The organism is Ruegeria sp. E5 (assembly GCF_056534105.1).
Window position 1 is genome coordinate 812,001 of record NZ_JBQFPA010000002.1, and the last position, 18,305, is coordinate 830,305.

Here is an 18,305-nt window from a genome sequence, read left to right on the forward strand (position 1 = left end):
CTGTATCTGCCAAAGAATACAGGTAAAAGGACTGCCACTAAACGCAGGAAGGTCAGACGGATCATGGCTGTCACATTGAAAGAGGTTGCAGAACGCGCCGGCGTTTCACGCTCGGCGGTGTCGCGCACTTTCACCGATGGGGCCTCGGTTTCCGACAAGATGCGCCGAAAAGTCGAGAAGGCCGCGCGTGAGCTGGGATACAGCCCAAATGCACTGGCTTCATCTCTGACCACAGGCCGAACTAAGCTGATCGGTCTGGTCTCGAACAACTTCCACAACCCGATATTTCTTGAAGTTTTCGACCTCTTTACCAGGGGGCTGCAGGACCGAGGCCTGCGCCCGTTGCTGGTGAATCTGACCGACGAGGTTGAACCCGAAAATTCGGTACGAATGCTGCGCCAATATTCGGTCGATGGCGTTGTCGTAGCGTCGTCGACCTTGCCGCCCGGGTTCGCAAAAGCGTTTCGGGATGCTGGCGTACCAGTGGTGCACAGCTTTGGCCGGTCATCCTCTTCACCGCAGGTTCATGTGGTCGGGATCGACAATGTGGAATGCGGACGCATGGCGGCCCGCGAGCTGGTCGCGCGTGGTTATACGAGAGTAGCCTTTCTAGGCGGACCCGAAGCGGCGACCTCGACTCAGGATCGCCATGCAGGCTTCATGTCAGAGATGGCCCGGCATCCTAGCATTGATGTGACCTGCTCGTTTGCTGAGGCTTACTCATTCGATGCAGGTCGTCAGGAAATGCTACGCTTGCTCCAATCTGAGCGGGCTGATGCATATTTCTGCGGCGATGACGTGTTGTCCATCGGGGTGTTGTCCGCGATTCTGGATAGTGGCCTAAAGGTGCCCGAAGACATCGGCATCATCGGCCTGAACGACATGGAAATGGCACGGTGGGAGAATATTGATCTCACCACCATCCATCAGCCGATCCGGCAAATCGTGAGTTCTTCGATCGAGCTGATGGTGGCAACCCTGAACGAACCCGACCGATATCCGGAGGCACGGATATTCCCATGCTCGGTGGTGGAACGGGGCACATTGCGCCCCGTATCTGAGAGTTAACGAAACATCGGTGGCCGGGCATCCATCCACGCGCTGCCCTGTTTCGCCGACTCGACCGCTGTATGCACAGCCGCCATCGACCGCACGCCGTCTGCCGCATTGGGCAAGCCGTCGCGGGTTTCCCCGGCAATTGCATCTGCGAGATCGCAATAGATATTCGCAACCGCCAACGGGAACCCTTCAGGATGCGCAATCGCCACCCGGCTGAGTCGTTGCGCGTCTTCATGCAGCCCGCCTTCGCCTTTTTCTATGATCTGCAGGCGACCACCAACAGGCGTGTAGATAAGCTGGTTCGGCTGCTCCGACGCCCATCGAAGACCGCCGGTTTCTCCGAACACCTGAATGTCGAACCCGTGCTGCCGACCGATGGCGACCGAAGAGGTCCACAACCGGCCAACAGCGCCTTTTGTCGTGCGGAAGTTGACCATGGCATCATCTTCAAGTTCACGGCTGCCAATGGTTGAAGCAAAATCTGCAGACAGGGTCTCAACCTCATCATCCGCAATGAATCCGGCCATGTGCATCGCGTGGATACCGCAATCAGCGAACTGCCCGGAAACACCCGCCATCGCAGGATCATAGCGCCAGCGCACGCGTGGATTGTCAGCATCAGTGGCGTCTCCGTGATGGCCGTGACTGAAATTGGTAACGACCAGACGGATTTTGCCGATCTCACCTGCGCGCACCATCGCGCGAGCCTGACGCACCATCGGATAAGCCGAGTAACAGTAGTTTACCGCGCAAATCTTCCCTGATTTCTCGGCGACTTTGACAATCTCTTCGCCCTCTTCCACCGTCATGGTCATGGGCTTTTCGCACAGCACGTTGAACCCGGCCTCAAGGTACGCTTTGGTGATCTCGAAATGCGTCGCATTTGGAGTGGCTACAGTGACCAGATCAATCCGATCCTCGCGCCCGCGCTCACCTTCCAGCATCTCGGTCCAGTCGCCGTAGGCTCGGTCTGCCGCGATACCCAATCGTTGGGCGTATTCGCGACCAATGTCAGGCCTGTGATCCAGCGCTCCGGCGGTGAATTGGAAATGCCCGTCCGCCAGCGCCCCCAACCGGTGCGCCGGTCCGATCTGGCTGCCTTCGCCGCCTCCGATCATGCCCCATTTCAGCTTGGTCATGGTCTGGACCTCCTTAACTGAAACCAATTGATTCAAGGTATTCACGATTCTTCCGCGCGTCCCCTACAGGATCAGGGTCGAGCGTTGGGTCGCAATCCTGCTCGACCGTGCACCATCCTGTGAAACCAGCGTCCAGCAGCACCTGGCGAACGGTCGGAAAGTCCACGTCGCCGTCGCCCAGATTGCAGAAAATCCCCTGCCCGCAAGCATCATAGAAGCCCGTCCGATTGGCAATTACATCCGCTTTCACTGTCGGAGAGATATCCTTGAAGTGCATGTACGAGATCCGATCAACGTAGCGCTTCATGAAGCCGACCGGATCGAACCCGGCATAAGAGTGATGCCCCGTATCGAAGCAAATTTTAAGAAGGCTTTCATCGACCTCGTCCAGCAAACGGATAAGTTCAGGTTCAAAGTCCATGAAGCCCGCAGCATGAGCGTGCATCCCAACGGTCAGCCCGTATTCCTCGGACCCGATCCGCGCGCTTTCAGAAATCCGATCCCGGAACGCCGTCCACTCGGCCTTGTCCATCTGCTCAGCCTCATCGGCGCGACCAGCGGTTGGCGCGCGGCGGGGTGAGATCGCATCGATCAGCACCATGTGCTGCGCCCCATGCGCTTTCAATGCGCGAGCGGTGCGGTGGGTGGCGTCCAGCACGTCTTCCCACGCGTCGGGGTCGTGATAGTTGCGGAACACAACGCCGCCGATCAGTTCAAGATCATGCTCGGCCAGCGCATCGGCTAGCACCGCAGGGTCTTCGGGCATGAAACCCACCGGGCCGAGTTCGATACCCTTATACCCGGCCGCAGCGCATTCGCTGAGAACGGTTTTCCAATGCGGATTGCGCGGGTCCTGCGCAAATTCCACGCCCCAGGAACAGGGCGCATTGCCAATTCTGATGCTCATCTTGTCTTGTCTCCGATGCTCAGAAATCTTCGATATTTTTCCAGCTTTCATCCGCTGACGATGCCAATGCCGCAGCGACGACCCGGTTGACCTCATGCCCGTCGTGGAAGGTCGGCCAGACCGGTTTACCTGTCTCGATCGCGCGCAGGAAATCTCGCGCCTCGATGATGATCTGATCCTGATAGCCCGTGCCATGGCCCGGCCCTTGACAGAACGGCTCATAGTCCGGGTGCGCAGGGCCGGTCAGGATCTTGCGAAAGCCACGCTCAGCTTCGGGACCCTCCATACGGTAGAGCCACAAAACGTTCTGGTCTTCCTGATCAAAGCGGATCGCACCCTTGGTGCCACTGATCTCATAGGCATAGCCCATCTTGCGCCCAGTCGCGATTCGACTGATATAGATCGATCCCATTGCTCCGTTCGCGAACCGCACCATCATCTGAGCGTGGTCGTCATTGTCAACTTCGCCACCCGGGCGGCTATTGTGCACGGTTTCGACCTCGGCCATCACGCGTGAAATCGGGCCGATCAAAGCCAGTGCGGCATTGATCATATGAGGCGCAAGATCACCCATCGTTCCGTTCGACATTCCTGTTGTACGCCAGGTTGCCGGGGCTTGAGGGTGCGCGTAGAAATCTTCGGTATGCTCACCCCGAAACCATGTGATGTCGCCGATCTCTCCTTCGGCTATCAGAGCGCGAGCGTATTGGCTGGCCGGGGTGCGGATATAGTTGAAACCAACCATGTTGGCCAAGCCCGAGGCCTCGGCCGCTGCTGACATCGCCGCACCATCCTCCAGCGACGCGCCCAAAGGCTTTTCACACAGCACAGGTTTGCCCAGCGCAAACGCTGCCTGAGCGATCTCGCGATGTGTTTCCGGAGGCGTGGCGATCACAACGGCCTCGACCTTCGGGTCGTTCACCAACACACGCCAGTCATTCGTCGAGCGCGCGAATCCATAGGCCTGACGATACCGCTCAGCGCTTTCCGGTGACGAGGCGCACACCATCTCTAACCGTGGTCGCAAGGCCGTGTTGAACACCGCCCCAACCGAGGACATGGCGACCGCATGGGCCTTGCCCATATATCCGCCGCCTAGAATGCCAATGCCGATCTCTGCCATTCCGACGTCCTCCCTCGCTTTTTCTTGAAAACCATTTGCAACCGGTTGCAAAACTTGTATCGTGAGAATAGGACTCTCGCAAGCTGCATTCGGCACTGCATCATAATTTTCCTAAAGGAGCCCGCAGACATGTCCGCGCAACACGACACTGTTTACCTGACAACAGCGCAGGCGATCATTCGCTGGCTGTCGAACCAGTTCATCGAGATCGACGGGCAAGAATATCGCTTATGTGGTGGTGGTTTCGGGATTTTTGGCCATGGCAACGTGACCTGCCTGGGTGAAGCCCTGAACACAGTGCGGGATGAGCTGCCGCTGTATCGTGGGCAGAACGAACAAAGCATGGGATTCGCCGCTTCGGGCTATGCCAAGCAATGGCTGCGTCAGCGATTCATGTTCTGCACTGCCAGCGCGGGACCGGGAACAGCGAATCTGCTGACAGCCGCCGGTCTGGCCCATGCCAACCGCCTGCCGATGCTGATGCTGTGCGGGGACACCTTCATCACCCGCTTGCCGGATCCGGTTTTACAGCAGATGGAGAATTTCAACGATCCAACCTTTGGCCTGAATGACGCGTTCAAGCCGGTCAGTCGGTATTGGGACCGCATCACCCATCCGGCGCAGGTGATCCAATCGCTGCCCGCTGCCATTGCGACGATGCTGGATCCCGGCGATTGCGGCCCTGCGTTCCTCGGGTTGCCACAGGATGTTCAGGGCTGGACCTATGACTATCCGGTCAAGTTCTTCGAGAAGAAGGTGCATCGCATTCGCCGTCAAACACCCGATGCAGATGAGATTGCCGATGCGGCCGCTGCGCTGACCAGAGCGAAGCGTCCAATCATCATAGCGGGCGGTGGTGTGCAGTATTCGCAAGCCGTGGCTGAACTGACCGAATTCGCAGAGAGTCACCAGATTCCGGTGGTCGAAACCATCGCTGGCCGCGCCAATATGCTTGCGACTCATCCGCTGAATATCGGCCCGATTGGCGTGACCGGATCAGACAGCGCCAACGCGATTGCGGAACAGGCCGATGTGATAGTTGCCATTGGAACCCGGCTGCAGGATTTCACGACAGGATCATGGACAGCCTTTTCCAAGGACGCCCAGTTCATCTCGATTAACGCCGCGCGACATGATGCGGGCAAGCATATGTCATTGCCGGTTGTCGGGGATGCTAAACTGTCAATTCAGGCTCTAACACAGGCGATTGATTACTCTGCGCCATCCGATTGGGTATCTCTGGCGCAGGACGAACGGCGTAAATGGGATGCCTATGTGGCCGAGAATGTCGCGTACGGGAACCGTCCTAGTTCTTACGCGCAAGCCATCGGCGTTGTGAACGAACTTTGCGACCCGCGCGACCGTCTGATCGCCGCTGCCGGAGGTTTGCCCGCCGAGGTCACTGCCAATTGGCGCACCCTGGATATCGGCACAGTCGATGTCGAGTTTGGCTTTTCCTGCATGGGCTATGAGATCGCAGGCGCTTGGGGCGCGCGCATTGCCCAATCTGAGCGTGAGCCGGATAAGGACACGATTACCTTCTGCGGAGATGGCTCATATCTGATGCTGAACTCGGACATCTATTCCTCGGTTCTGAGCCGTAAGAAGATGATTGTTCTGGTGCTGGACAATGGCGGTTTTGCAGTCATCAACAAGCTGCAGAACAACACAGGCAACGAAAGCTTCAACAACCTGCTGGAAGACTGCCCCACCATCCCCGAAGCCTTTGGCGTTGATTTCGCGGCCCACGCGGCCTCGATGGGGGCCACCAGCGAAAAGGTCGCGAACCCGGCGGAACTGGCCGAAGCGTTCAAGCGCGCCAAGGCCAGCGACAAGACTTATGTGATTGTGATGGACGTGGACGCCTATGAAGGCTGGACCACTGAAGGCCATGCATGGTGGGAGGTTGGAACACCCCACACTTCGGCTAACGAGAAGGTTCGTGATGCCCATGTCGAATGGGAATCGACCCGCGAAAAACAACGCAAGGGCATCTGATGAAACGATTCAAGGCAGAAACGGCTGACCCAGACGTCATTGTGGATGAATTGCTGAACGGTGACGGAGTCGTCGCAATCTCGGGCCTTTTCACCCCTGAAGAGATCGCCGAGGCACGTGCCATCGTCATGGCCGAATCCGAATCGGCGGCCGAGAAAGTGACCCATTTCCAAGGCGCTGCGGAAGAAGATGGCAAACTGAACCTGCAGCGGCGGGTCTGGAACCTGTTGGCCAAGGGCGACGTGTTTTCACGCATGGCTGCGCATCCGGTTCTGATGAAGATCCTCCGCAAGTTTCTGGGGACCGAGTTCATCATGGGCTCGATCGCTGCCAATCGCATCCTGCCGGGCGGGCCGGGGCAGGAGCCGCATGTCGACTATCCCTATTGGGACTTTCACAGCCCCGAAACGCATCCCGTCGGTCTGAATGGATCATTTCCGATGAATGCACAGGTCTCGGTTTTGCTGGACCCGTTCACCAAGGAAAGCGGCGCGACCGGCTATGTACCCGGATCGCAGAAAGAGCTTCGTTATCCCACGCCCGAAGACAAGTTCTATGACAAATGCGAGCAGATGACCGGTGAGCCTGGCGATGTTGCTCTGTTTTATGGCGTAACGTGGCATTGCGCGATGCCGAACAAAGCGGATCACGACCGCAGCGCGATCCTGATCCAGTATCTGCCCAAATGGGTTAAACCGATGGAAGATATGCCCGCTGCGCTACCGCAGGATTTCCTTGATCAGGCAAGTCCCGATCTGCGGCAGTTGCTGGGCCTGAATTATCCCTACCCCGAGGTGCTGGATGCCGCGCGGGCAGGCAATACCGAGGGGCGCACGTGACTCTGATCGAAGGTATAAAAGGTAACCGCTTTGCCGTGTTCGGCAGGGCCGGAATGGACATGTTTGCGGATCCGGTCGGAACCAAAAGCGAAGACGCACAAGTGTTTCGCGCCGATCTGGGCGGATCAAGCGCCAATATCTGCGCCGGACTGGTGAAGCTGGGATCGCAAGCGGCGCTGGTCACCTCGGTCTCGGATGATGCCGTGGGGCGGTTCTGTGTGAACCGGCTGCGGGACTATGGCGTTGAAACGAGATATGTCCGAGCTGTGGGTGGCGAGGCGCGTACGTCCTTGGCTGTCTACGAAAGTTGCATTGAAGACTTTCAGAATGTCATCTACCGCAACGGCGCCGCTGATTTCCAGGTAACCGAGGCGGATATGGATGAGGTCGACTACAGCGCCTTCTCAGCCCTGATCACGGCGGGCACGGTGTTTGCTGCGGAACCCTCACGCTCGGCCACCTTCCGCGCATTTGAAAATGCGCGCGCCTCAGGTCTGCCGGTGATCTTCGACATCGATTACCGCCCCTATAGTTGGCCATCACCCGAAGTCGCCTCAGAGGTTCTGACCCGCGCAGGGAATGAAAGCGATCTGATCGTAGGCAATGATGAAGAGTTCGGCTTTATGGCGGGCGGCATCGAAAAAGGTTTAGACAAGGCCCGCGAATTGGCGGCCAACGGCAAGATGGTGATCTACAAGATGGGCCATGAGGGGGCCATTACGCTGGCAGACGGACAAGAGGTCCGCACCGGTATCTACCCCGTTACCGCCGTGAAGCCCAACGGCGCAGGCGACAGTTTTCTGGCCGGACTGCTGGCCTCGACCGCTGCCGGGCATGACCTGCGCAATGCGGTGCTGCGCGGTTCGGCCTGCGCGTCGATCGTCGTGTCGAAACCCGGATGCGCCGGGGCCATGCCGACGACGCCCGAACTTGACGAATTTCTGGCCCAACACCCGGGCTCCACGGATACCTGAAAGGAGACGCAGATGCATATTGCGCCCCATGACAACCAGAACAAACCTATCGTCGATGCCGACCATGATCTGGTGCCGCTAAACTATTTCAACATCGTCAAACTGAAAAAGGGCGAGGTGTTCGAATATGCCGTGCCGGGCTATGAGACCTGCATCGTGCCCGCCACCGGTACCGTGGATGTCGATGTGGACGGCGCGATCTATACCAACCTTGGCAACCGCACCATCGACGTCTGGGATGGCGAGCCCGAGGGCGTATACGTTCCCGTCGGCGCCAAGGTTCGAATAACCTGCATGACGGATGAAACCGAAACCTTCATCGCGGGCGCAAAATTCGACCGTGTGCTTGAACCCTTTGATGTCCGCGTACCCGAGCTGGATCTGGTGCAGTATGGATCGGACGACACCAAAACCCATCGAAAAATCAAACACATTCTGGGCGCGAACCATCACGACAAGGTCGGCCGCTTGCTGGTGTCTGAACTTTATACCGTGGGTCAGGGCGGCTGGTCCGGCTTTCCCAGCCACAAACATGACACCGACCGCAAAAGCGACGATGGCGAAATGATCGAAACCCGCCATGACGAAACCTATAATTTCCGCTTCCGGCCCAACTATGGTTCTGGCGTCCAGATGCTGCAGCGCGAAGACAACAAGCCGGGTGATGCCTATCACATCATGGATGGCTCGACGATCCTGCTGGACAAGGGCTATCACCCCTGCGCAGTTTTGCCGGGGTATGAAATGTACTATTTCACCATCCTCGGCGGGCTCAGTCAGCGCTCGCTGAAGCAGTATTTCCAACCGACCCATGCAGCCCAGCTGCATACGATCCCGGGCATTATGGACATGGTGGCCAAGTTCAAATGAGCCTTGTGACATTATCGGACGTGCTGCAACCCGCGCTGCGCGACGGCTATGCCGTGGTAGGGTTGGTGACGCTGGGCTGGGAGGATATGCGTGCCTACGTGGCCGCTGCCGAAGCCGAAGGCGTACCGATCATCCTGCAAGCCGGCCCATCATGCCGCGAACACACGCCGCTGCCGGTTCTGGGCAAGATGTTCCGCCATCTGGCCGAATGTGCCAGCGTGCCCGTCGTGGCGCATCTGGACCATGGCTACACCCATGACGAATGCCACATCGCCATCGACAGCGGCTTCACCTCTGTCATGTTTGACGGCTCACGCAAGCCTTTGGAACAGAATATCGCCGAGACCACTGCAATTGCCGAGATGGCCCATGCCGCTGGTGTCTCCTGCGAGGGTGAAATCGGTTTTGTCGGCTATTCGGGTGGTGAAGGTTCGGACGGAACCGACCCGGCGGAAGCCGCGCAATTCGCCCGAGAGACCAGCGTGGATGCAATGGCGATCTCGGTCGGCAACGTCCACTTGCAGCAGAACAAAGAGGGCGGTCTGGACGAGACCCGTATCCGCGCCATCGAAGCCGTGACCGAGATACCTCTGGTGATCCATGGCGGCTCGGGCGTGCCGGTTGCGCAACGTGCTGCGCTGGCGCGCGGATCGAAAATCTGCAAATTTAACATCGGGACCGAGCTGCGAATGGCCTTTGGGAATGCCCTGCGAACGGCCGTGAATGCCGATCCGGACAGGTTCGACCGCGTTCAAATACTGAAAGATACACATGAACCGGTGGTCGAGGCGACGCGCCGAGTACTGAAAGCGTTCAAAGGGGCATGACATGCTGAATATTGGGCTATTGGGATGCGGGCGGATCGGTCAGGTTCATGCGCGCTCGATCGGGCAGATTGATGGCGCACGGGTGAGCGCAGTGGCGGACGCATTCACAGAACCGGCTCAGATGCTGGCCGACAAAACTGGCGCACAGATCCTGTCGGCGGACGAACTGATCGAAAGCAAAGATGTCGATGCTGTCGTCATCGGTACTCCGACCGACACCCACTACGATCTGATCCATAAAGCGGCGAATACCGGCAAAGCGATCTTCTGCGAAAAGCCGGTGGACATGTCCGCTGACCGCATCCGCGACTGCATCAAGGTGGTCGAAGCCACCGGCGTGCCCTTCATGACGGCCTTCAACCGCCGCTTTGATCCGAGCTTTGCCAATATTCAATCCCGCATCGCCGAAGGTGAGATCGGCGCGGTCGAAATTGTTACCATTCTGTCCCGCGACCCCTCGCCGCCACCGATCAGCTATATCGAAAGCTCAGGTGGGTTGTTCCGCGATATGATGATCCATGACTTGGATATGGCACGTTTCTTACTGGGCGAAGAACCTATCAGCGTTTACGCTGTTGGATCATCGCTCGTCGATCCCGAGATCGGCAAAGCCGGAGACGTCGACACCGCAGCCGTAACCCTGACGACGGCCAGTGGCAAGATTTGCCAGATCTCCAACTCGCGCCGCGCCAGCTACGGCTATGATCAGCGCATCGAGGTGCATGGCGAGAAGGGCATGTTGCGGGCTGAAAACATGTTGGAGAATGCGGTTGAGGTCGCGACTCCGTTGGGTTTCCGCAAAGCCCCCGCCCAGCATTTCTTTCTTGAACGCTACGAAGGCGCCTATCAAGCCGAGATGGCCCATTTCATTGCCGCTGTGTCCGGATCAGGACAACTTGCACCAGGTATCATCGATGGGCTGCGGGCTCAGTTGCTGGCCGATGCGGCGGACGCGTCCTTGAAGCAGGGCATCGTTATCAGCCTCGCTTGAGGTTTTTGGGAAATCATCGAGGTTCAAGGTACGACGCGCCAAACTCGTACCCCCTCAAGAAATCATCAGACATCTTCTAGGCGCGCCGTATCGTTTTGGTATCTGGGCGAGATGTCCGGAATGTGTCTGAAAGATTAATTTTCCCAACTACGGGGAACCCCCAATATACGGGCCTACACGCATCGCATAACCTGAGCTCAACGGACCACTTTCACTGTTCCGTGTATCCCCTTCAGAGGGGTTGGCTCGACCCCCTCGCCAACCCCTCTGCTAGGTGGAATGTGAGGCGACGCTTTCAATCTAATACCGCCACCGCGAGATTTGGACGAAGCGGGCTTGTTTTCGGGCCCTAGACCTGTTCACTTTGGGTGACGACGGCGTCAACGATGAACGAAAAAGAAGTACATGGTGTTTCTTTAATTTTTTAGTTTCAATGTCTTACTACAAAGCCACCGACACCCCGAGAGAACAGTTGTCACGAGCGCGACAACATGCGCCTAAAGGCCCTACAACTTTGCGGTGCTACATTAGATCGCTGAAACAAGCGCATTCACGGCTCCGGCAAAACCAGCCACTGCCACAACACTTGCCAAAATGACGCAAAGGATTTCCAACGCACTAAGTTTCATATCGGCCCCCACCGGAATGCTGCACCCGGCATAGAGCAAGTCTTGAAAGGCGAAAAGTGAGCTTATGTTTACGTTGCGGAAACTTGCTATCCAGGCAGCGCTTACTTGCTCAGATACCGCTCTCAGGACGTTAGTTGGGGTCGTTCTGATGGCATTTCTATCTTGACCTGTTGCACCTCTGCATCGCCGATTGCACATCATTCGGCGCGCAACGATCAATGGAAAGATACCTGAAACTGCGCCCATAGAATCTAATGGCGCTGTCGAGGTACGCCATAACTACACCGAGATGCGCGATACAAAAGGTTTGAACGCGCATTGTATCAACGCCACCGAAAATGCGCTTCATTCATTGGACGATCAGAAGACTGCTCGTGGGGCGGCATATCGAACTAGGTAACCCCCTCAAATCCAGTTGGAAAAACTAGAAAGTGCTAAAAATAAAGACATGCCGCCCACTGTGCCAGGATGGCATTATGGCAAAAATGTGTCCACGGCTAAATTCGAAACTCTTAGTTCGCGAATTGGAAACAAGATGTTTCGGAAAGATTCTCGGGGTCACAGAGAACCCTACACTTCGAAGGTGCTCAGTGATGAAAGTTTGAATGCAAAAGATAACACTATGACGACACTCTCTCCACCTATGAAGAAGGCTCGATAAGCGGACCATCGCTGCTTGGTGTCCTTCTCAGCAGAAACTACGATACCTCTCATTGGATGAGGGATAGCCTCATCAAGCTTCAACCGAATTGCACGGCCAACACTGGATGGGCACTTCCCGAGCTACTGAACTGACACTTTAAACTGGAATGCATCTTGCTTCCCCATCTGTGCCCATCGCGCATCCTTCGTTCCAGAGAACGGTTCAAGTCATCAAACCTTGGGAGCAAAATTTGTTCTAAACAAAAAACGGGGGAGTTCTAGGTTAGTTCAATATACTTCAACTGATAAGCATCCATTTTGACGAAATATAGTACAATGCTTCAATTGGTAGAAATCCAAAGATCTAATTCAATTGTAACACGACCCTTGGGTTTTACCGTTGTGTTGTCATAGAGAAAGATGAATTAGCAGCGCTTGAAGTCTTGGTACGTGTTGATGCAAAAATAGAATCCAATGACAAGATGTCAAGAAACGCCTTTTGTCGATATTCAAGTGGCATTCACTCTTTGACCTCTTAATGTGCATCCTTATCTCGCGCTGCGACGGTGCGTTTCTTTCTTATTCACCGGAATCAAGCACTTATGAAGTAATGCGGAAGCTTTCCCTCTTTAACATCTACCAATGACCGGAAAGTATCAGTTCATATCGCCCACCACTAAATTTATTTATTTATATCTGGCACTTAACAAATACCTGCGTTCGCAATTGCAAATGTCGAGCGCGTTTAATGTCGACGAGTTACTGAGATTAGTGTACTACTGAGCCTAACTGTGGGGTTATTTTTATTTAAAACAATCGATCAGGGTGTCGAATTTTAGGCATTAGAAACGTTTAATCTATTTACTTTGAGGTCAAGATATGGGGTAGACCAGACAAAGTTTTCCAAGACTAAAACACCCGAAGCCCGCCTAATGGCCATCGTGTTCATTGATGCATGTGGGTACTCGTTAGCGGTTCGCGAAACTGAAATGCGAACCCTATCCACTATTCGCGCGGATCTGAATCTAGCCAGTGAAGTAGTGGTCGCACTTGGAGGTGAAGTCACGGGTATTGCTGGTGATGGTTTTTGCGCGACATTCAGAAGTGTTTCAGTCGCGGTAGAAGCCTCGTTGAGGGTACAGGAAACTCTTTCTGAACAAGTCGGAAACTATGATCGCGGGTTCAGGATCGGTGTACATGTTGGTGATACATTTGAAATAGACCGCCAAATCATAGGGAACACCGTGAACACTGCGGCCCGTATCGAAAGTGCTGGATCGGCCGGTGACGTCCTGGTCTCCAGTGCGGTCCGAAATTCGCTTCGGGGTGGAAACGACTTTCGGTTTGTCTCCATCGGCTACCCAACACTAAAAAATCTGGGAAACTCTCTCGAGTTATTCAAGGTGATCAGAGTTTCGGACCAAGGGTCGCTGACAAAGGCCCGTCTCGAATTGATTGGGTATCCGAAGTATTGGGGCTCCCAAAACACTTTGCTGGACCTAAGCAACGAGCAGACAATGCTTCTCTCGCTCTTAGCTTGCTCTCAAGGTGTTTTTTCAGCGCATCGGGCTGGCGAAATTATTTGGGAGGACCAGTCTACTTCTGAAAGGTCTGCTTTATTGGAGCGGCTCGTCGACGCCACCAATGAACACACCGGTTTGGCAACCCTAATCAGTCTAGTTCGCGACAAAGATCTCATTTACCTCAATCAACAAGAGTTGGAAATAGACGTAACAGAGCCAACAGCAGAACCATCAAACAATAGGCTGTTGGAGGGTTTCAAATGCCGCAGTGCTGCTTTCATGGATTGGCTCCAGCATCAACGGTCTGCGGTTCGATGCATCAACCAAGATGGTGCTAGTCTAGTAAGTAAAACCGATCTCACAACTCAGCCAACGCCTAATGCATCATGGGTAGAAACTACGAGAACAAATTTCGTAATTGGCCTTCTAGCCTCAGATGTGGGAGCGGGATCGGAGAAAGCCTCTTTCGTAGCAAATATCGTCGCAGAGCAGCTATCAAAATCTCTTTCGGAAACCGAGGCCCTGATTGTTCAGGACTATCGCACCCCGAACGTGCCCGGGCCATACAACTCTAGCCCCAGTCACGGTGTTGGTCCCGACTTGTTTCTTCAGTGCAGAGCGTCAGCCTGCGAAAGCATGCTTCAAGTTTCTGTCACTGCAATGCGCCCCGAGGACCGGAAAGTTATTTGGAATCAGAATGTGGTGGCTGATCAGGGCGACTTTCTTGGGCTCTCAACCTCCAGCGTTGCAGCTTTTGTAAGCTACGCTACCGATGCGCTCCTCACGGCATTGGTGAACGGGCGTCATATGCGCGACCCCGCTGCCCATCATGCTGCAAAGACGGCGATCTCCGCAGTCCATCACTTGCTAACAATGTCCGGACCCGGTTTGGACCATTTGCAGGCAGACATATTGGCAGCCTACGAAATCGACCCCAAGCCTGTTTACTTGGCCTGGCTAGCATATTTTACGACGTTCCAAATCGGCGAACGTTACGGAACGTGGGACATTGAGCTTGAAGAAAGAGCACGAGAGCTTGCGAGGCGAGCAGTCGAAGCTGACGCAGATAACGGGACCGTTTTAGGGCTTGTCGCTCACGTCTATTCCTACGTGTTCCGCGAGTTTTCGATTGCTCAGGACCTTTCTGACAGAGCCCTGGAGCTGAGCCCATATCGTGCAATGTGTTGGGATTCTGCTGCGATGCTCTATTGCTATACCGATCGTCCGAGGCTTGCAGTGGAGGCCGCGAACAAAGCTAGGGTTATCGGACGGCACAGCCCTTATCGTCATCTATTCGACGGCGCAAGCTGCGTAGCTTCGTTGGTAAATGGCGACTTCGAACAAGCCGTCAAATTTGGCGAAAACGTAATGGCGGTACAACCACAGTTTAAAGCAGTTATGCGCTATCTGGCGGCATCTTACGGTCACTTGGGCGATCACACCAAAGGTGAGAAAGCGTTACATCGACTTGTCGAATTGGAGCCAGACATGTCTCTCACAAGTATTCGAGAAGACTGGTTTCCGGTTCCAACCCGCTTCAGCGCAAAACTTATGGAGGATGGTCTGAGCCGTATCGGGCTGCCAAAACAAATTTAGTATTTCGATCAAGGGAGGGGGATTCATTGAATTACGTTAGTTTTCTCAACAACTTCGGTATGCTCGTTCGGCGTGGGGAATTGATTTCGTGTAAAGTTTTAAAGCTGGCGAACTTGGGCGCAGAGGACAATCCTGAGCGAAATAGGGATGAACTTGTATCGCTAATCTATGACGAACAGCAGCAAACATTCTGGGCGTACATCAATGCGATTCGTGAGATCAAGGACGACATAATTGATGATCCAACACTTGAAAAATTGAATTTGTTTTTTGATGAGATGACTCTGGTAGATCGTCTTCAGCGGAACGAACAAGTAGCTAATTCGGTTGCCACAGAAATTGGAAGCCGGTCTGCACTCGGAGCCGCTGTAATCGCGATGGGTCAGTCTTCATCCTTTGCCCTGAACCGCAACAGAAATAGAAACCGCAATAGAAACAGGAATCGAAATAGAAACAGAAATAGGAATCGAAATAGAAACAGAAACCGCACTGAGTTCGATTTCGGTGGGAGCGATGCCTCATTTGGGTGGCGCGAAATGCGTGATCTCTGTAAAATTGGCATTCCTATTGATACAAGTATTCTCGGGAAAATCTGGGAGAATATTGATCTTCTACCACCTCCAGGACCCGATGAAAGCCTGAACGAAACCACTCATCTGCTGGAGCTTCAGGAGCAACTGAAACAGCCAGATCAAGTGCGCCGTCGCGACGAAATTGTTGCACAAGCGCAGTTCGGAATTGACGATTACCTGACCCCTTTAGGGATTGACGAGCAGGGCGGATTTGATGCGACGAAGGCCTTGATGGTCATCCTGCTGGAAATCACCAACGAGATCGGCCTTACTTACAAGAATAGGTTCAGCCGACCTCGACCAAACATCGTGCAGCCGCTTATCCGTCCTTACATCCCCGTACCCTATCACGCTGCATATCCATCCAACCATTCTTATCAATCATTCGCGATTGCAGAGCTGTTCTCTCGGCTGGTTCCCGAGCATCCGGGAACGATAGCGCTTTTCCATCGCGCCCAGCGTATTGCCGAGAACCGAGAATGGGCAGGTCTACACTACCCAAGTGATACAGCTGCAGGACGAAGTCTCGCAAAGAAAACAGTGGTTTATCTAACAGAAGCACTCGATGAATTGATGGATGAAGCCCAAGACGAATGGCTGGGATAGCTACAAAGGGGAGGTGAGCCAATGCCTGTTGGCGATGAGTTATATAAACGTTACTACTATCTTTGGCATCTGGTGGCGATCAATGCGATTTCCGTACCAACTGGCACCTCATCTGGTGAGGTTTGCCCGACGATAACTGGTGTCGAATGGGATTTTGCAGGACGGGATGTAAAAATTGGCCTCATTGATATGGGGGTGGCCCGGCATCATCCAAACTTAGAAGCGCCAGAGGCCCCCCTTCCCCCTCCAGATCAAGTTATTTGGAATGACGCAATTGATCTAGCGAGCCACCCGTATGGAGCAAAGTACGAGGAGTTATCGGCATATCCTGCAGCAAACAGACACCGCGAGCTACCAGAACAACATTTGACCGGAATCAGCGCTTTGGTCATACCTGGTCTCGACCCCGAAGAAACCGAGATAATTAACAGAATTAGTAACGGTTTTGGCGTCAAGCGTTACGTCGATGCCTATGATGATCGGTATGCCGCTCACGGGACTGGATGTGCCGGCCTGACGAGCGGTACCAGTTATGAATTGGATCAGTTCGGCAATGCGGGTAATGTTGCCCCTTACTTTGGCGTAGACCCGCTAAGCAAAATAGTTCCTATCACAACTTCAATATCTCCTAGCCCTGAAGAACTGATAGCGGCCTTTCTTTATGCAGAAGCGAAAGGTGTGGATGTCATTCTATTTCCGCGCGATGCCGCTGACCCTTCGTATTGGCCCGGCTATCCAACCTCTTTTGACGATGATGAAGAGACCCGCCTTCACAAAAGCAAGGCGGGAGAAGTTCATGAAGATATTTTGGATATCCAAAAAGCCTGGGCTCTACTTGAGAAAGTCATAGAATGGGTGAGCAAGCAGACGCCTGTTGTATGCGCCGCAGGTAATGAGGGCAGGAGTGAACTGATTTACCCGGCCAGTTTGTCATCGAATTCCGCAAACGGTATCATTTCAGTAGGCGCCGTCAATTACAACGGCTACCGATCGGGTTATTCCAACTACTCGGGTGATCTGACCGTAGTCGCACCTTCAGATGACGGAGAAGTATATAACCGATACCAAATCCGATTGGACCGTCGCGCTGCTTCAGCAGGCGACTTCTGGGTAGAGAACGTGCACAAAAAGCGCGAACCACCTTATGATGATATCCCTGAAATTTCATTTGCATCACAACGGTTGCTTTCCTTGGATGTTCCAGGACCGCGGGGCTACGTGGAAGGAACATTCGCTGGCCCCGTGAAGAAACGAGAAAGTGCGCGCGACGATCCTTCGGGATTATATGCTGAATTTGGGGGCACATCAGGTGCTGCTGCCTTGGTAGCCGGTGCAATCGCGATGATGCAGCGCAAGTCGACTTCAAAGGTGTCAGGTGTTGACGTCAAGAACATTTTCGAAGGTTTTTCGGCTGATACCAATAAACTAAATCTAGACCACTGGTATTGGTTAGATGCAGGGTCATCTTTGCAGCCAGATGCCATGAACTCATATACAACACCGAGCACTGATGAGCTTTTTGGGCAAGCAGGACTATTGGACGTCGCAAAACTACTTTTACAGGTTTGAACAAACTAGGACGTGTGATTGGTCGATACCGCTCCTTTCAAGGCATTTTGCCGCAAAGGAGATTGAATATGGGAATGAAGCGCACGGATTGATTCGTCTCTGCTGCGAGACGGATCAAGCTGATCATTGGGCTTTCATGCAAACAAACTGCGTTTGAACGCGGCATTGGCATTAAGCGATCGGAACGCTTGGCGCAGAATACCAATATCGCGCCATTAATGGGTTGAGATCAGAAGCACGTAGAGCGATAGATTCAGGGTCATCCCTATTCTCCCATTCTTCCTCACGCGTCGATTTTGGAGCGTGGCGCGATGAGGTGAAGACGTTAAGCAATTGCTCCGGGTGATCAATTGTAGTCTGCGCGGGCTGCTCTGGGATTTTCTAAAGTTGGTTGCGGGAGCAGGATTTGAACCTGCGACCTTCAGGTTATGAGCCTGACGA

The 18,305-nt window shown here is 54.3% G+C and carries 13 protein-coding genes; 10 read left to right on the plus strand and 3 right to left on the minus strand.

Annotation, left to right across the window (positions count from 1 at the left end):
• Positions 1 to 63 precede the first annotated feature (63 nt).
• The gene (locus ACR0BI_RS11890; RefSeq protein ID WP_170514211.1) at positions 64 to 1,068 is read left to right on the plus strand and encodes a LacI family DNA-binding transcriptional regulator; all 1,005 of its coding nucleotides are present in this window, start codon (positions 64 to 66) and stop codon (positions 1,066 to 1,068) included.
• On the opposite strand, the gene ACR0BI_RS11895 is transcribed toward ACR0BI_RS11890, so the two are convergent.
• The 3 genes from ACR0BI_RS11895 to ACR0BI_RS11905 are packed head-to-tail and all read right to left on the minus strand — an operon-like array spanning position 1,065 to position 4,228.
• Complete coding sequence (locus tag ACR0BI_RS11895; protein WP_170408589.1) at positions 1,065 to 2,198, minus strand: Gfo/Idh/MocA family protein; 1,134 nt, start codon at positions 2,196 to 2,198, stop codon at positions 1,065 to 1,067. The genes ACR0BI_RS11890 and ACR0BI_RS11895 overlap by 4 nt on opposite strands.
• A gap of 13 nt (positions 2,199 to 2,211) precedes the next feature.
• Complete coding sequence (locus ACR0BI_RS11900; RefSeq protein ID WP_170515248.1) at positions 2,212 to 3,105, minus strand: sugar phosphate isomerase/epimerase family protein; 894 nt, start codon at positions 3,103 to 3,105, stop codon at positions 2,212 to 2,214.
• Positions 3,106 to 3,124: 19 nt separating this feature from the next.
• Positions 3,125 to 4,228 carry a Gfo/Idh/MocA family protein gene (locus tag ACR0BI_RS11905; protein ID WP_170566823.1) on the minus strand — a complete coding sequence of 368 codons (1,104 nt, stop codon included), beginning with the start codon at positions 4,226 to 4,228 and terminating at the stop codon, positions 3,125 to 3,127.
• 129 nt (positions 4,229 to 4,357) lie between these two features.
• On the opposite strand from ACR0BI_RS11905, the gene iolD reads away from it, so the two are divergent.
• The 9 genes from iolD to ACR0BI_RS11950 all read left to right on the plus strand — a co-directional run bounded on the left by iolD (position 4,358) and on the right by ACR0BI_RS11950 (position 17,864).
• Positions 4,358 to 6,226 (plus strand): 3D-(3,5/4)-trihydroxycyclohexane-1,2-dione acylhydrolase (decyclizing), encoded by a 1,869-nt coding sequence (gene iolD, locus ACR0BI_RS11910; protein WP_480561877.1) that lies wholly within the window; start codon positions 4,358 to 4,360, stop codon positions 6,224 to 6,226.
• Positions 6,226 to 7,065, plus strand: a complete 840-nt coding sequence (locus ACR0BI_RS11915) for a phytanoyl-CoA dioxygenase family protein (RefSeq protein WP_480561875.1) — start codon at positions 6,226 to 6,228, stop codon at positions 7,063 to 7,065. The genes iolD and ACR0BI_RS11915 overlap by 1 nt, the downstream gene beginning before the upstream one ends.
• Positions 7,062 to 8,039: a 5-dehydro-2-deoxygluconokinase gene (gene iolC, locus ACR0BI_RS11920; RefSeq protein WP_170613444.1), complete on the plus strand. Its 978-nt coding sequence runs from the start codon at positions 7,062 to 7,064 to the stop codon at positions 8,037 to 8,039. The genes ACR0BI_RS11915 and iolC overlap by 4 nt, the downstream gene beginning before the upstream one ends.
• A gap of 12 nt (positions 8,040 to 8,051) precedes the next feature.
• Positions 8,052 to 8,909 (plus strand): 5-deoxy-glucuronate isomerase, encoded by an 858-nt coding sequence (locus ACR0BI_RS11925; RefSeq protein WP_170395026.1) that lies wholly within the window; start codon positions 8,052 to 8,054, stop codon positions 8,907 to 8,909.
• Entirely contained in the window at positions 8,906 to 9,736 is an 831-nt protein-coding gene (locus tag ACR0BI_RS11930; RefSeq protein ID WP_480561873.1) for a class II fructose-bisphosphate aldolase, read from the plus strand. The genes ACR0BI_RS11925 and ACR0BI_RS11930 overlap by 4 nt, the downstream gene beginning before the upstream one ends.
• Position 9,737: 1 nt before the next feature.
• Positions 9,738 to 10,727 (plus strand): inositol 2-dehydrogenase, encoded by a 990-nt coding sequence (iolG, locus tag ACR0BI_RS11935; RefSeq protein WP_480561871.1) that lies wholly within the window; start codon positions 9,738 to 9,740, stop codon positions 10,725 to 10,727.
• Positions 10,728 to 12,930: 2,203 nt separating this feature from the next.
• Positions 12,931 to 15,117 (plus strand): adenylate/guanylate cyclase domain-containing protein, encoded by a 2,187-nt coding sequence (locus tag ACR0BI_RS11940; protein WP_170425982.1) that lies wholly within the window; start codon positions 12,931 to 12,933, stop codon positions 15,115 to 15,117.
• 26 nt (positions 15,118 to 15,143) lie between these two features.
• The gene (locus ACR0BI_RS11945) at positions 15,144 to 16,295 is read left to right on the plus strand and encodes a phosphatase PAP2 family protein (RefSeq protein ID WP_170395034.1); all 1,152 of its coding nucleotides are present in this window, start codon (positions 15,144 to 15,146) and stop codon (positions 16,293 to 16,295) included.
• 21 nt (positions 16,296 to 16,316) lie between these two features.
• Positions 16,317 to 17,864 (plus strand): S8 family serine peptidase, encoded by a 1,548-nt coding sequence (locus tag ACR0BI_RS11950; RefSeq protein ID WP_480561868.1) that lies wholly within the window; start codon positions 16,317 to 16,319, stop codon positions 17,862 to 17,864.
• The last annotated feature ends 441 nt before the right edge of the window (positions 17,865 to 18,305 follow it).

Coding starts and splice junctions, on each gene's coding strand:
- ACR0BI_RS11890 (WP_170514211.1), top strand. CDS start 64: ATGGCTGTCACATTGAAAGAGGTTGCAGAACGCGCCGGCGTTTCACGC.
- ACR0BI_RS11895 (WP_170408589.1), bottom strand. CDS start 2,198: ATGACCAAGCTGAAATGGGGCATGATCGGAGGCGGCGAAGGCAGCCAG.
- ACR0BI_RS11900 (WP_170515248.1), bottom strand. CDS start 3,105: ATGAGCATCAGAATTGGCAATGCGCCCTGTTCCTGGGGCGTGGAATTT.
- ACR0BI_RS11905 (WP_170566823.1), bottom strand. CDS start 4,228: ATGGCAGAGATCGGCATTGGCATTCTAGGCGGCGGATATATGGGCAAG.
- iolD (WP_480561877.1), top strand. CDS start 4,358: ATGTCCGCGCAACACGACACTGTTTACCTGACAACAGCGCAGGCGATC.
- ACR0BI_RS11915 (WP_480561875.1), top strand. CDS start 6,226: ATGAAACGATTCAAGGCAGAAACGGCTGACCCAGACGTCATTGTGGAT.
- ACR0BI_RS11925 (WP_170395026.1), top strand. CDS start 8,052: ATGCATATTGCGCCCCATGACAACCAGAACAAACCTATCGTCGATGCC.
- ACR0BI_RS11930 (WP_480561873.1), top strand. CDS start 8,906: ATGAGCCTTGTGACATTATCGGACGTGCTGCAACCCGCGCTGCGCGAC.
- iolG (WP_480561871.1), top strand. CDS start 9,738: ATGCTGAATATTGGGCTATTGGGATGCGGGCGGATCGGTCAGGTTCAT.
- ACR0BI_RS11940 (WP_170425982.1), top strand. CDS start 12,931: ATGGCCATCGTGTTCATTGATGCATGTGGGTACTCGTTAGCGGTTCGC.
- ACR0BI_RS11950 (WP_480561868.1), top strand. CDS start 16,317: ATGCCTGTTGGCGATGAGTTATATAAACGTTACTACTATCTTTGGCAT.